This window comes from Paracraurococcus lichenis (genome assembly GCF_030657435.1).
Classification (GTDB): Bacteria; Pseudomonadota; Alphaproteobacteria; order Acetobacterales; family Acetobacteraceae; genus Paracraurococcus; species Paracraurococcus lichenis.
This window is the reverse complement of record NZ_JAUTWS010000009.1, coordinates 116011-129813: the sequence shown is the minus strand read 5'-3', so window position 1 is coordinate 129813 and position 13803 is coordinate 116011. Positions and strand designations below refer to the sequence as shown.

Here is a 13803-nt window from a genome sequence, read left to right as displayed (position 1 = left end):
CGTGGCCGACATCAAGCGCATCGGCTTCGTCGGCATCGGCAACATGGGCTGGCCGATGGCGGCCAACCTGGTGAAGGCGGGCTTCGAGGTCGCGGTCCGCGACGCCGTGCCCGGCCGCAGCGCGCAATTCGCCGGGGAGGTCGGCGGCACGGCGGTGGCCGATGCCGCCGCCGCGGCCAGGGGTGCCGATGCCGTCGTCACCATCCTGCCGACCAGCAAGCAGGTCGCGCAGGTGGCCGAGCTGATCGCGCCCGTGCTCTCCAAGGGCGCGCTGGTCATCGACATGACCAGCGGCCAGCCGGCGAAGACGCGCGAGATCGCGGCGACGCTCGCCGGGAAGGGCGTCGCGATGATCGACGCCCCGGTCTCGGGCGGCGTGCCGCGGGCAAAGACCGGCGACCTCGCCATCATGCTGGGCGGCGAGGCCGGGGACCTCGACCGCGCCGAGCCGGTGCTGAAGGCCATGGGCAGCAGCCTCTATCGCTGCGGCGGCATCGGCGCCGGCCAGGCGATGAAGGCGCTGAACAACCTCTCCTCCGCCGGCACCTTCCTGATGGGGATCGAGGTGCTGCTGATCGGCCAGCGCTTCGGCCTCGACCCGGCGACGATGGTGGATGTGCTGAACGCCTCCTCCGGCATGTCCAACTCCAGCCAGCGCAAGTTCAAGCAATACGTGCTGAACCGCCGCTTCGACGACGGCTTCGCGCTCGAGCTGATGGTCAAGGACCTCGGCATCGCGCTCGAGGTGGGGCGGGAGACGGAGACGCCGACGCCCTTCTCGGCGCTCTGCCGGGAGATGTGGGCCGCGGCGCTGGCCTCGCTCGGCCCCGGGCACAACCATACCGCGCTCGCCCAGCTCTCGGAGAAGATGGCGGGCGAGATTCTCGGGGGGAACAAATAGATGTCCGCGAACTGGGAGGTGTATGCCATCCGCTACGGCCGGCATGACCGGCCGGCGCAGTCCAACTTCCTCCTGCCGGTGCAGGACCCGCATGAGGCGATGCCGCTGGACTACTTCGTCTGGCTGGTGCGGGACAAGGCGACCGGCCACGACATCGTCGTGGACACCGGCTTCGACCATGCCTGCGCCGAGAAGCGCGGCCGCACCATCAGCCGCAGCGTCGCCGACAGCCTGCTGGCCATGGACTGCGACCCGGCCAAGGTGCGCGACGTGGTCGTCACCCACCTGCACTACGACCATGCCGGCAGCATCGAGATCTTCTCCGGCGCGAAGATCCATATCCAGGACCGGGAAATGGCCTTCGCCACGGGGCGGCACATGTGCACCGCCTGCATCCGCATCCCCTTCGAGGCGGACCATGTCGTCGCCATGGTCCGCGCCCTCTTCGCCGACAAGGTGCAGTTCCATGACGGCGAGGGGCAGATCGCGCCCGGCGTCACGGTCCATCGCGTCGGCGGCCATTCGGACGGGCTGCAGGTGGTGCGGGTGGAGACGGCGCGCGGGCCGGTGGTGCTGGCCTCGGACGCCATGCATTTCTATGCCAATAGCCTGACCGGCAATCCCTTCCCGATCATCTTCGACCTCGGCGCCATGACCCAGGGCTGGCGGATCGCGAAGAAGCTCGCGGGCGGGGACGAGACTCGGGTGATCCCGGGGCACGACCCGGCGGTGCGGGAGAGGTTCCCGAAGGTGCCGGGCCAGGGCGAGGACGTCGTCGCCCTCCATCTGCCGCCGGTGGCGTGACCGGCGCGCCAGGGGATTGAAGGCCGCGCGGCGCCGCGCGTCATTCCGCCTTGATGCCGGCGGCCAGGATCACCTCGCGGGCCTTCGCCGCCTCGTCCCGGATGATCTCCGCCGCCCGCGCCGGCGGGCCGCCGATCGGCACCAGCCCGAGTTCCGCGAGGCGCCGGCGGAAGCCGTCATCGGCCAGCACGCGGTTGGTGTCGCGGTTCAGCCGCGCCACGATCGGCTCCGGCAGGCCGGCCGGGCCGGCCAGGTAGTTGAAGGCGAAGGAATCGAAGCCCGGCAGCGTCTCGGCGATCGTCGGCAGGTCCGGCATCAGGCCGGATTTCTCCGCCCCCGCCACCGCGATCGCCCGCACCGCCCCGCTCGCCCGGTGCTCCGGGAAGAGCAGCAGCGTGTCCACCATGAAGCTGATGCGCCCGGCGATCAGCTCCTGGATCGCCGGCCCGCTGCCGCGGAAGGGCACATGCGTCACCTCGATCCCGGCCCGCAGCTTCAGCGTCTCGCCCGCGAGGTGCGAGGAGGCGCCGACGCCCGAAGTGCCGAAGGTGAGCTCCCCCGGCCGCGCCTTCGCCAGCGCGATCAGCTCCGCGACCGTCCGCACGGGCAGCGAGGGATGCACCACCAGCAGGTTCGGCGCCTTCACCAGGCTGACCACGGGGGTGAAGTCCCGCTCGGCGTCATAGGGCAGGCCGCGCATGAGATAGGGATTCACGATCTGCGGCCCGGGCGTGCCGTAGAGGAGGGTGTATCCATCGGGCTTCGCCTTGGCGACGACATCGGCCCCAAGCGTCGCGCCGGCGCCGGGCCGGTTCTCCACCACGATCGGCTGGCCGAGCAGCGGGGCGAGCCGCTCCGCCAGCAGCCGCGCCAGCAGGTCGGAGGCGCCGCCCGGCGCGAAGGGCACCACCAGCCGGATCGGCCGCGCCGGCCACTCCTCCGCCCGCGCCCGACCCGCCGCCAGCAGCCCGGCTGCGCCCAGCAGGGCGCCGCGTCGCCCGAATTCCATGACCGCTTCCCCCGTATCGTTGCATGGAACCGTCCGGGAGGCCGCGGGGCCTGTCAATCTGCCCAAGGCGAAGGCTGACCTGACGCCAGCGCAGGCAGGCGGGGCGATTCGCCTGGGGATGTTGCGCCGCCACGGGGTCGCCCCCTGGACAAAGCCGGCCTAGGGTCGACATCAAGCCCGACACTCGCGCGAGAGAGACTGCATGCCTGACACCACCCTGCCGGACCTGTCCCGCCTGAAATTCGGCGTCGGCCAGCCGGTGCCGCGCAACGAGGACCCGATCCTGCTGCAGGGCCGCGGCCGCTACACCGACGACATCAGCCTGCCCGGCCAGCTCCACGCCATCATGGTCCGCAGCCCCTATGCCCATGGCGTCATCCGCGGCATCGACATCTCGGCGGCGACCGAGGTGCCCGGCGTCGTCGCGGTCTTCACCGGCCGCGACCTCGAAGGCCATGGCTACGGCTTCATCCGCTGCGTCCTGCCGCTGAAGAACGCGGACGGCACGCCGCTCCGGAACATCGAGCGGCCGGCGCTCGCCACCGACAAGGTCCGCTTCGTCGGCGACCCCGTCGCCATCGTGGTGGCGGAGAGCAGGTCCGCCGCCAAGGACGGGGCCGAGGCGGTCTTCGTCGACATCGACGTGCTGCCCGCGGTGACCGAGGCCTCGGCGGCGGCGGCGGCGGACGCGCCGCAGCTCTACGACCACCTCCCCGGCAACGAGGTGCTGAACTTCCATTACGGCGACGGCGCCAAGGTGGCGGAGGCCTTCGGCAAGGCGGCGCATGTCACGAAGCTGTCCATCCGCAACAACCGCGTCGTGGTCTGCGCCATGGAGCCGCGCAGCGCCCTCGGCGAATACGATGCGGCGACCGGCCGCTACACGCTGCATGTCGGCAGCCAGGGCGTCTTCGGCCTGAAGAACCAGATGGCGAACGACATCCTGAAGGTGCCGCCGGAGAAGGTGCGCATCCTGACCGGCAATGTCGGCGGCAGCTTCGGGATGAAGGCCAGCGCCTATCCGGAATATCTCTGCCTGCTGCACGCGTCGAAGGTCCTCGGCAGGCCGGTGAAGTGGACGGATGACCGCACCGGCAGCTTCCTCTCCGACAGCCATGGCCGCGACCACGAGGTGGATGCGGAACTGGCACTCGACGCCGATGGCCGCGCGCTCGCGGTGCGGCTGACCGCCTATGCCAATATGGGCGGCTTCCTGCAGACCGTCGCGCCGTTGATGGGCACCGGCAATTTCGTCAAGAACGTGCAGTCCAACTACGCCACGCCGCTGATCGAGGTGACCACGAAATGCCTGGTCACCAACACCACCCCCGTCTCCGCCTATCGCGGGGCCGGCCGGCCGGAGGGCAACTACTTCTTCGAGCGGCTGCTGGAGCAGGCGGCGAGGGAGACGGGCCGCAGCGCCATCGAGCTCCGCCGCATCAACCACATCAGGCCGGACGCCTTCCCCTTCAGCGCCCCCTCCGGCTCGGTCTATGACAGCGGCGACTTCACCGCGGTGCTCGAGAAGGCGCTCGAGGCGGCGGACTGGGAGGGCTACGAGCCGCGCAAGGCCGAGAGCCAGGCGCGCGGCCGGCTGCGCGGGCGGGGCATCGGCAACTTCCTGGAATGCACGGCGCCCCCGATGAAGGAGCAGGGCGAGATCCGCTTCGAGGCGGACGGCACCGTCACCATCATCACCGGCACCCTCGACTACGGCCAGGGCCACTGGACGCCCTTCGCCCAGGTGCTGCACCAGACCCTCGGCGTGCCCTTCGAGAGCATCCGCCTGGTCCAGGGCGATTCCGACCTGCTGATCGCCGGCGGCGGCACCGGCGGCTCGAAGTCGCTGATGGCCTCGGGCGCGGCGATCGTCGAGGCCGCCCAGCTCGTCATCGAGAAGGGCCGGCAGGCGGCGGCGCACATGCTGGAAGCCGGCCTCGAGGACATCGAGTTCGAGCGCGACGCGAGCGGCCTCGGCCGCTTCACCATCGCCGGCACGGACCGCAGCATCGGCATCATGGAGCTCGCCGAGCGGATCCGGACGGCGAACAACCCGCCGCCCGAGATGCCGGAGAGCCTGAACGTCCGGCACGTCTTCGGCGAGGCGCCGATGGCCTACCCCAACGGCTGCCATGTCTGCGAGGTGGAGATCGACCCCGACACCGGCCATGTCGATGTCGTGCGCTACGTCTCGGTCAACGACTTCGGCGTCATCGTCAACCCGCTGATGGTCGAGGGCCAGGCGCATGGCGGCATCGTCCAGGGCATCGGCCAGGCGCTGATGGAGCACGTCGCCTATTCCGAGGAAGGCCAGCTCCTCTCCGGCAGCTACCAGGACTATGCCCTGCCGCGCGCCTCCGACGTGCCGAGCTTCGGCTTCCTCAGCCATCCCGCGCCCTGCCGGACCAACCCGCTCGGCGCCAAGGGCTGCGGCGAGGCCGGCTGCGCCGGCTCCCTCCCCGCGGTCATGAACGCCGTGGTGGACGCGCTGTCGGACTACGGCGTCACCCATATCGACATGCCGGCGACGCCGGAGCGGGTGTGGCGCGCCATCGCCGAGGCACAGGCGGCCTGAGCGTGGCGCCGCGGCCGGCGCAGCCCCGCGCCGGCCGCGGCGCCTACACGGCTCTCTGAACCGTGAGTCGCACTCGCCATTTGGTCGTGCAAACTATTCCGTCATGTTAAACATGGTTGCAGGCTTGGCCGGTTGCGGCGAGGGATGACGAGAGGACCGGCCCATCGATGACCATCGAACCCGCACGGCGTTTCCGCATCATGGTCCTGGCCGAAGCTGACGGCGCGCGATCCGGAGCGGACGCAGCCGTCGCCGCCGCGTTCGCCCCGGGCCAGGGAGGAGAGAGATTGCATGACTAGGCTCACCGGACGCCGGGTGCTCGTCGTCGAGGACGAGGCCCTCGTGGCCATGCTGGTCGAGGATGCGCTGCTCGATGCCGGGGCCGCCGTGGTGGGCCCCGCCGCGACCGTCTCCGAGGCGCTGTCGCTGTTGAAGAAGGAGACGCCGGATGTCGCGGTGCTGGACCTGAACCTGGCCGGCGAGACCTCGACGCCCGTCGCCGACCTGCTCGCCGAGCGCGGCGTGCCCTTCGTGGTTGCCACCGGCTATGGGGCGGAAGGGCTGCCGCCCACCCATTCGCATGTGCCCGTGCTGGCCAAGCCCTACGACCCGGACGACCTGACCGCCGCCCTCGGCCGCCTCTGCGCCTGAGGCTGCCGCCCGGCCGGAGCGTTCTCACGCCGATTGCGCGGCGTGGGAATGCTCCAGGCTTTCGATCCGGAGAGCAGATTCGCGCCTCCGGGCGTTTCCACCCTGCAGCGGTATGTCCTGGGGCGATCCGCCGCGGGGCGACACGTCGCCGCCCTCGGCCCTGAGCCGCCTGCCGCGCCGGCGCTGGCTGGATCGCATGCGCCCCGATGCCGGTGCGGCGGGGGGCGGCCCTTCCCGCCGGCGGAGCCGGCGCAGCCCCCGCCTCGGGCAGGTCAGCCCTCCGCCGCAACCTCCAGCGGGACCAGGGCCTCCGCCCGCGGCAGCCGGAGCGTGACCACCGTGCCGCGACCGGGCGCGCTCTCGATCAGCAGGTCGCCGCCGGACTGCCGGGCGAAGCCATGCGCCATGGCGAGGCCGAGGCCGCTGCCGCGGCCGACCTCCTTGGTGGTGAAGAAGGGCTCCGTCGCCCGGGCCAGGGTCGGCGCATCCATCCCCTGCCCGGTATCCGCGACCCGGATGCGGAGATAGGGCCCGGGGGCGAGGCCCTGCCGGTCGTCCTCGCCCACCGCCTCCATCGCCGCCTCGATCCGCAGCCTGCCGCCCTGCGGCATGGCGTCGCGGGCATTCAGCGCCAGGCTGAACAGCACGAGGTCGAGTTGCGCACGGTCCGCCTGCACCGGCGGCAGCGACTCGGGCGCGTCGATCTCCAGCCGGATGCCGGCGCCGAGGGCGCCGTGCAGCAGCGTGGCCAGGCCCTGCATCACCTCGGGCAGCGGGACCGGGCCGGCCTGGAGCTGGTCCTGCCGCGCGAAGGCCAGCATCCGCCGCGTCAGTCCGGCGCCGCGCTCCGCCGCCTCCAGGGCGATGCCGGCATAGCGCTCGACCCGGGTGCGATCGCCGGCATGGCTGCGCAGCATCTGCAGCGCGCCGGTCAGCACCTGCAGCAGGTTGTTGAAGTCGTGCGCCACCCCGCCGGCGATGCGGCCGAGGCCCTCCAGTTTCTGCGCCTCCCGCAGCCGGGCCTCGGCCCGGTTCCGCTCCGTCAGGTCGAGCAGGACGGAGAAGCTGTGCAGGAAGCGGCCTTCGGCGTCGTGCTCGGCGCGGGCCCGCACCAGCACGTCCAGCACCTCCCCATCGGCACGGCGCATGCGGTACTCCACCTCCCGCACCTCGTCGCCGGTTTCGCGCAGCTCGGCCAGCGCCGCCTCCCAGCGCGCGGCGCTCTCGGGCAGCATGAACTCGCCGGTGCGGCGGCCCAGCACCTCCTCCCGCCGGTAGCCGAGGAAGGCGAGCCATTGCTCGCTGACCCGGATCAGCTTCCCCGTCGCGTCCACCGAATGGAAGGCGGCCGGCGTGCGGTCGTAGATCCGCCGCAGCTCATGCTCGCGCGCCGCCAGCTCCGCCGTCCGCTCGGCGACGGCACGCTCCAGCGCCGCCTTGTCGGCCAGCAGCGTCACCTCCGCCCGCTTGCGGTCGGTCAGGTCGAGGATGAAGGCGATGGTCTCCTCGCGCGCCGGGCCGACCAGGGCGAAGCCCACCAGGATCGGCACGCGGCTGCCATCCGGCCGCCAGTATTCCTTCTCGTAGGGGGTGCAGGCGCCCTTCTCCCGCGCCTCGGCGATGCCGGCGGCATCCATGGGCAGCCATTCCGGCGGGGTCATGCTGTCCCAGCGGAGCGTGCCGGCCTCGAGCTCGGCCCGGCTGCGGCCGGCGAGGCGCAGCAGCGCGTCGTTGGCATCGAGGATCCGGCCATGCACGTCGCCGCGCAGCACGCCGAGCGGGTTCGCCTCCAGCATGGCGCGCAGCTCGGCCTCCCGCGCCCGGGCCTCGGTGACGTCGCGGTTGACGCCGAGCATGCGGACGGGGCGCCCGGCCTCGTCGCGCATCACCCGCCCGGTCGCGGCCAGCCAGCGCTCCGCCCCGTCGGAGGCGCGGCGGATGCGGAATTCCGCCGCCAGCGGCCGGTCCGCCCCGGCCAGCGCGGCATCCCGCGCGGCCGACAAGGCCGGCCGGTCCGCCGGATGCACCAGCGCGAACCAGGTGGCCATGTCGGGCGGCGGCAGCGCCGGGTCCAAGCCGAAGAGCGTATATTGCCGCTCCGACCAGACCTGCTTCCCGGTGGCGAGGTCGAGGTCCCAGCTCCCGATCCCGCCCGCCTCCTGCGCCAGGCGCAGCCGCGCCTCGCCCTCCCGCAGCGCATCCTCGGCGGCGCGGCGGGCGGTGACGTCGCGCACGGCGCCGAGGGCGCGGACCGGCCGGCCCGCCGCATCGGCGAAGACCTCGCCCCGGTCGTGCAGCCAGCGGGTCCGGCCGTCCGGCAGCAGGATGCGGTATTCCAGCGCATAGGGGCCGGCCTCGGCCAGGATGCGGCGGATGCGCTCCCGCAGCCGCGGCCGGTCCTCCGGATGCAGCCGGGCCAGCCAGTGCCCGTAGCGGCCGCCCCAGGTCGTGTCCGTCTCCGGCGCCGGCAGCCCGTGCAGGACGGCATATTCCCGCGTCGCCCGGCCGGTATCGGCGGGGATGTCCCATTCATAGGCGCCGATCTGCCCGGCCCGCTGGGCGAGGCGCAGGCGCTGCTCGCTCTCCGCCAGCGCGGCCTCGCCGCGGCGGCAGTCGGAGAGCAGGCCATCGAAGGCGCGGGCGAGCAGCACGGCCTCGGCATAGCCGGTGCCGGGGGGCAGCGGGTCGCGCCCGCCCTCGCGCTGCTGGCGGGCCGCGGCCTCCGCCAGGCGGTGCAGCGGCCGGACCAGCCAGGCGGCGGCGAGCCAGCCCAGCAGCGCGGCGCAGGCGCTGGCCCCGAGGCCGTAGAGCAGGATGTCGCGCCGCAGCGCCTGGGCCGGCGCCATGGCGAGGTCGAGCGGCCGGCGCGCCAGCACCTCCCAGCCCATGCCCGGATAGTCCTGGAAGCCCTGGGTCGGCTGGCGGGAGAGGAGGAATCGGCCCTCGCCGGGAAATTCCGCCTCGCCGCGCCCCGCGATGCCGGCCGGCAGCGGGCGTCCGAGCAGGCCGGGCGGGCCGAGCAGCACCTCCCCCGTGCGGGAGAGGATGAGGATCTCCGGCTCCCCGGCGCGCGGCGTGCCGACCAGCTCGGCCGCCCAGCGCCAGTTCAGATGCGCCGCGACGACGCCGACCAGGCTGCCATCCGCCGCCCGCACCGGCGCGGCGAGGTCGAGCAGGCGGAGCTGCCCGCCATTGCCGAGCTTGCCGGCCAGCATCAGCGCGTCATGGACATCCTCGACCACCGGCCCCTGCATGCCGGCCCGCACGAAGGGCCGACCGGAGGCGTCCTGGCCTTCCAGGAGCTGCAGGCTGTCCGCCACCACACGGCCATCCGGGCCGACGAAGGCCAGCAGCGCGTAGTCGGCGAAGGTCTCGTGCATCTGCCGCAGGATGTCGCGGCGGATCTCGGGCGGCGTCGCCGGGTCGCGCATCAGCGGCAGCCGGCTGGTGACCCTGACGTCGCGCCAGCGGGCCGCCATGTCGCGGTCGAGCCGCTCGGCGAAGCGGCTGGCCAGGCTGTCGAGCATGGCGAGCTGGTTCGCCTCGACGCGGCGCGCGGCGGCATCGCCCGCCAGCAGGCTGGTGGCCAGGGCGGCAAGGAGGGCGATGCCGCCGAAGGCAGCGGCGAGGATGACCCTGAGGGGTGGATGCGACAGCGCCATGACCGGCAGAGGTGATGCGGTCGCTTGTAGCCAGCACCCCTTCGTTGCGCGTTCACATCGCCGTCAGGCCCGGCGCGGGGTCAGACGGCCGCGCTGTGCCGCCCGGCACCGGTCGCGAGATAGGCATCGAAGCGAGCCGCGACATGCCGCACATGCCGCCGCCCGGCCGCGGTGACCCGCAGCAGGTCGGGCGTCAGGTCGATGAGCCCGTCGGCCTCGAGCGGCGCGAGCGCCGGCCGGACCTCGGCGGCGAGCACCGGCGGCAGCGCGGCGAGGTCGAGGGCGAAGTCGCACATCACCCGCTCGATGCAGTGGCGGCGCAGCCGGTCCTCGGCAGTCACGGCGCGGCCGCGGCGGATCGGCAGCTCGCCGGCCTCGACCGCCGCGACCCAGCGGCGCTCGTTCGGCTCGTTCTGGGCATAGCCCGCCGCCTCGATATTGCCGATCGCCGAGGCGCCGAGGCCGAGCAGCACCGGCGCGGCATCGGTGGTGTAGCCCTGGAAATTGCGGCGCAGCCGGCCCTCGCGCGCGGCGACGGCCATCGGGTCCTCCGGCCGGGCGAAGTGGTCGAGGCCGATCGCTTGGTAGCCGGCCGCGGTGAGCACCTGCTCCGCGGTCTCGGCCTGCTGCAGCCGCTCCAGCGCGCCGGGCAGGTCCTCGGCATGGATGGCGTTCTGGTGCGGCTTCATCCAGGGGACATGGGCATAGCCGAAGACCGCGACCCGGTCGGCGCCGAGCGCGGCCGCGAAGCGGGCGGTGGCCGCGACCTGCGCCGTGGTCTGGCCGGGCAGGCCGTACATGATGTCGAGGTTGATCCCACGGATGCCGGCGGCGCGCAGCCAGGCGACGCCGCGCGCGACCGTCTCCTGCGGCTGGATGCGGCCGATGCGGCGCTGCACGGCCGGGTCGATGTCCTGCACGCCGAAGCTGGCGCGGGTGATGCCGGCATCGGCCAGCGCCGCGACGATCGCCTCGTCCACCACCCGCGGGTCGAGCTCGATGGCCAGTTCCGCGTCGCGGCGGATGCCGAAGATGGCGCGCAGCTCGGTGAAGAGGGCGCGCAGCCCCTCGGCGCCGAGCGTGCTGGGCGTGCCGCCGCCGAGATGGACCGAGGCGATGCCGGCATGCGCGGGCAGCGCCTCGGCCAGCAGCCCGGCCTCCTTCCGCAGGGCGGCGCCGTAGCGGGCGATCCGCTCCGCATTGCGGGTGACCGAGGTGTGGCAGCCGCAATACCAGCAGAGCGAGCGGCAGAAGGGGATGTGGAGATAGAGGCTGAGCGGATCCTCCGGCCGGATGCCGGCGAGCCAGCCGCGGTACTCCGCCTCGCCCAGCGGGCCGAATTGCGGCGCCGTGGGGTAGGAGGTGTAGCGCGGAAGATTGGCCAGCGCGTAGCCGATGGGGATGGGCCTGCTCATGCCCCATGCTCGCGCCGGCGCGGGCAGGATGCCTTGCGCGGGATCAAGCGGGCGGCCGTTCCGCCGTCACCGCGGTGGTGGGCGGGTCCTAAACCGCGTCTGGTTCGGAAAAAGACCGATTCCTCCCTCGACCACCCTCTCTGGTAACCATTTGCGTCGGTTGCAGGTGGCAACGAATGCAGTTCTCAAACTGAGCTGTTCAGTCGACGCCGAGCAGCGCCTTGGCCTCATCCCCGGAGACATGCCTGCCGCCGGGGTACTCCTGCAAGGTTTGGTAGGTGTGCGGCCGTGCCCCGAGCCACGCGAAGTACTCCTCGGCGTTCAGCACCTGAACCTTCAGATCAAGTCCATACGCTAGCATGACCTTGGCTGTCTCAGCGTTGGTGCGTTGCCTGTGCTCGAAGTCGTCACCCTCCTCGGGCAGCTTCATCGCGCGGAACGAGCCTTCGTCGGCATAGTAGGTCAAGGTGATCTCATCGACACCCTCTGCGAGCAGCCGGCGGGCCATGTCGCGAGCCAACCCGATGTTCTTCTTGAGTGCGGTCCTTTTTTTCTTGTCCGATAACATTCTCAACCTGCGCTATAGCGTCAAGGCACCGGCCTATGCCGGCGCTCCACCACCGACTAAGCTAGGTATTCTCGGCCGCAACAACCAGCGTTCTGAAGAGCCAGTCCCAAGGCGCTCCCTTGGCGAGGACACTCGCTCCTGCTCGCGCTCCTCCGAAACCACACCTCCCAAACCGGGCGCGGTTTAGTGTGGGGGCAAGTGCACCGCCAGCCACAGCGTCTCCCGCCCCGGGTCGGTCCAGGCCACGCGGTGCCGGCAGCGGGCCGGAATCACCGCCCAGTCGCCCGGCGCCAGGGCGCGCGCCGTCCCCTCCGCGAATTCCAGCCGCGCGGCGCCGGCGAGCAGCAGCACGAACTCGTCCTCCGCCTGGTCGTACCAGGCGCCCTCCGCGTCGGCATGGCCGCGGGAGGCGATCCGCACCACCCGCGCGCCGCCCCCGGCCAGCAACTCGGAGAAGGCCTCGCCGCCCGGCGGCGCGGCCGGCCCCTCGCCGATCCGCCCGAAGCGCGGGGCGCTCACACGGCGCCCGCCGCAAAGGCTGGCGCGACCGGCGCGGCGCAGACGCCCGCCGCCTCCAGCGCCGCCGCGGCGCGGAACAGCAGCGCCTCCGTCCAGGGCCGGCCGATCAATTGCACCCCGATGGGCAGCGCGCCCTCGGCCCTCGGCACCGGCGCGGTCACCACCGGCAAGCCGATGCCGCTGATCGGCTGGGTGAAGAGGCCCATGGAGGGCCTGAGCGGCACCTGCACGCCGTCCAGTTCCAGCATCTCCTGCCCGATCGGCGTCGCCGGCACCGGCGTCGCGGGTGCGAGCAGGATGTCCCAGTCCGCCATCAGCGCCCGCATCGACTCGCGCGCGAGCGCGCGCACGCGCTGCGCCTGGTTGACCCAGGCCGCCGGCAGCAGCGCGCCGGCGAGGAGGCGGTCCTGGATCAGTGGCTCGTATTCCTCCAGCCGCGTCCGCAGCGTCGGCAGGTGCAGCGCCCCGCCCTCCGAACTCGTGATGAGGAAGGCGGCGGCGCGGCTCGCCTCCGCCATCGCCCAGTCGACCGTCGCGGTCGCGCCCAGCGCCTGCGCCACTGCCGTGACCGCGCCGCGCGCCGCCGCGGATTGCTGCCGGCCGAACCAGCCGCCCAGCACCGCGACGCGCAGGCCGCCGATCCCGGCGCCGAGGCCGGGCGTGACCGCCTCCGGCGGCTGCGGCGCCTGCGCCGGATCCTCCGGGTCGAGCCCCTGCAGCGCGTCATAGGCGGCGGCGAGGTCGGCGACGCTGCGCGCGAAGGGCCCGACATGGTCCAACGAATGGACGAAGGGGAAGGAGCCGTGCCGGGACAGCCGGCCATAGGTCGGCTTCACCCCCCAGATCCCGTTCAGCGAGGCGGGCACCCGGATCGAGCCATTAGTGTCCGTGCCGAGCGTGACCGGCACCAGCCCCGCCGCGACCGCCGCGCCCGAGCCGCCCGAGGAGCCGCCGGCGATCCGGGCAGTGTCGTGCGGGTTCCGCGCAGGGCCGTCATGGCTGTTCTCGGTGGTGAAGCCATAGGCGAACTCGTCCATGTTCAGCGCGCCGAGGCAGATCGCCCCCGCCGCCTCCAGCCGCCGGACCAGGAAGGCGTCACGCGTCGCCGGCGGGGCGGTCCGGCGGATCCGGCTGCCCGCGGTGGTCGGAATGCCCTCGAGGTCGAAGAGGTTCTTGGCGGCGAAGGGGACGCCCGCGAGCGGCCCCACCGCCTCCCCCGCCGCGATGCGCGCATCGACGGCATCGGCCCGGGCCAGTGCCCGATCGGCAAGCACGGCGGTGAAGGCGTTCACCTCCGCATTGCGGGCGGCGATGCGGGCCAGCGCCGCCTCCGTCACCGCCCGCGCCGTCGTCTCGCGCGCCCGCAGGCGCGCGGCGATGCCGAGCGCCGGACCGGCGCAGCCATCGGACACGCTCACGGCCGGTACACCGGGGCCGGCTCGGCCGCCTCGTCCAGCGGGACCTGCAGCGCCGGCGCGGCGATCCGCGCCACCAGGGCCAGCGCCGCCGCCACCCGGGCCTGCCGCGCCGCATCGAGGGACAGGCCGACGGCCGGGGCCATGGCCGCGACGATGGCGGCGGGATCGAAGCGGTCGGGGTCGAGCATCCTGATCTCCTCGGGCGGGACGCGCCGCACCATGCCGGAATCGTGCCGCATCCCGCCCGGATCGTCACTCACGCAGCGGTGATGACGCCGAAG

At 72.9% G+C, this 13803-nt stretch carries 11 protein-coding genes; 4 read left to right on the top strand and 7 right to left on the bottom strand.

Annotated features, from left to right (window positions below):
• The first annotated feature begins 1 nt into the window (after nt 1).
• A complete protein-coding gene (locus tag Q7A36_RS11690; protein WP_305103870.1) occupies nt 2–901 on the top strand; it encodes an NAD(P)-dependent oxidoreductase in 900 nt (299 codons plus the stop codon).
• A complete protein-coding gene (locus tag Q7A36_RS11685) occupies nt 902–1705 on the top strand; it encodes an N-acyl homoserine lactonase family protein (RefSeq protein WP_305103869.1) in 804 nt (267 codons plus the stop codon).
• Nucleotides 1706–1745: 40 nt separating this feature from the next.
• On the opposite strand, the gene Q7A36_RS11680 is transcribed toward Q7A36_RS11685, so the two are convergent.
• Nucleotides 1746–2714, bottom strand: a complete 969-nt coding sequence (locus tag Q7A36_RS11680; protein WP_305103868.1) for a Bug family tripartite tricarboxylate transporter substrate binding protein — start codon at nt 2712–2714, stop codon at nt 1746–1748.
• Between the two features lie 202 nt (nt 2715–2916).
• On the opposite strand from Q7A36_RS11680, the gene Q7A36_RS11675 reads away from it, so the two are divergent.
• Both Q7A36_RS11675 and Q7A36_RS11670 read left to right on the top strand, forming a co-directional pair.
• The gene (locus tag Q7A36_RS11675) at nt 2917–5289 is read left to right on the top strand and encodes a xanthine dehydrogenase family protein molybdopterin-binding subunit (protein WP_305103867.1); all 2373 of its coding nucleotides are present in this window, start codon (nt 2917–2919) and stop codon (nt 5287–5289) included.
• A 291-nt stretch (nt 5290–5580) separates the two neighbouring features.
• On the top strand, nt 5581–5940 hold the full coding sequence (locus tag Q7A36_RS11670; RefSeq protein ID WP_305103866.1) for a response regulator: 360 nt from the start codon (nt 5581–5583) through the stop codon (nt 5938–5940).
• A 272-nt stretch (nt 5941–6212) separates the two neighbouring features.
• Here the strand turns inward: Q7A36_RS11670 and Q7A36_RS11665 are convergent, their stop codons facing one another.
• From Q7A36_RS11665 to Q7A36_RS11640, 6 genes are all read right to left on the bottom strand, one after another.
• The gene (locus tag Q7A36_RS11665; protein ID WP_305103865.1) at nt 6213–9602 is read right to left on the bottom strand and encodes a PAS domain-containing protein; all 3390 of its coding nucleotides are present in this window, start codon (nt 9600–9602) and stop codon (nt 6213–6215) included.
• 80 nt (nt 9603–9682) lie between these two features.
• Nucleotides 9683–11017 carry an oxygen-independent coproporphyrinogen III oxidase gene (gene hemN / locus Q7A36_RS11660; RefSeq protein ID WP_305103864.1) on the bottom strand — a complete coding sequence of 445 codons (1335 nt, stop codon included), beginning with the start codon at nt 11015–11017 and terminating at the stop codon, nt 9683–9685.
• Nucleotides 11018–11216: 199 nt separating this feature from the next.
• Nucleotides 11217–11585 carry a hypothetical protein gene (locus tag Q7A36_RS11655; protein WP_305103863.1) on the bottom strand — a complete coding sequence of 123 codons (369 nt, stop codon included), beginning with the start codon at nt 11583–11585 and terminating at the stop codon, nt 11217–11219.
• A gap of 183 nt (nt 11586–11768) precedes the next feature.
• Complete coding sequence (locus tag Q7A36_RS11650; RefSeq protein ID WP_305103862.1) at nt 11769–12104, bottom strand: cupin domain-containing protein; 336 nt, start codon at nt 12102–12104, stop codon at nt 11769–11771.
• Nucleotides 12101–13522, bottom strand: coding sequence for an AtzE family amidohydrolase (locus tag Q7A36_RS11645; protein WP_370655661.1), 1422 nt, complete (start codon nt 13520–13522; stop codon nt 12101–12103). The genes Q7A36_RS11650 and Q7A36_RS11645 overlap by 4 nt, the downstream gene beginning before the upstream one ends.
• On the bottom strand, nt 13519–13782 hold the full coding sequence (locus Q7A36_RS11640; RefSeq protein WP_305103861.1) for an AtzG-like protein: 264 nt from the start codon (nt 13780–13782) through the stop codon (nt 13519–13521). Before Q7A36_RS11640 ends, Q7A36_RS11645 begins: the two co-directional genes overlap by 4 nt.
• Nucleotides 13783–13803 lie beyond the last annotated feature (21 nt).

Coding starts and splice junctions, on each gene's coding strand:
- Q7A36_RS11685 (WP_305103869.1), top strand. CDS start 902: ATGTCCGCGAACTGGGAGGTGTATGCCATCCGCTACGGCCGGCATGAC.
- Q7A36_RS11680 (WP_305103868.1), bottom strand. CDS start 2,714: ATGGAATTCGGGCGACGCGGCGCCCTGCTGGGCGCAGCCGGGCTGCTG.
- Q7A36_RS11675 (WP_305103867.1), top strand. CDS start 2,917: ATGCCTGACACCACCCTGCCGGACCTGTCCCGCCTGAAATTCGGCGTC.
- Q7A36_RS11670 (WP_305103866.1), top strand. CDS start 5,581: ATGACTAGGCTCACCGGACGCCGGGTGCTCGTCGTCGAGGACGAGGCC.
- Q7A36_RS11665 (WP_305103865.1), bottom strand. CDS start 9,602: ATGGCGCTGTCGCATCCACCCCTCAGGGTCATCCTCGCCGCTGCCTTC.
- hemN (WP_305103864.1), bottom strand. CDS start 11,017: ATGAGCAGGCCCATCCCCATCGGCTACGCGCTGGCCAATCTTCCGCGC.
- Q7A36_RS11655 (WP_305103863.1), bottom strand. CDS start 11,585: ATGTTATCGGACAAGAAAAAAAGGACCGCACTCAAGAAGAACATCGGG.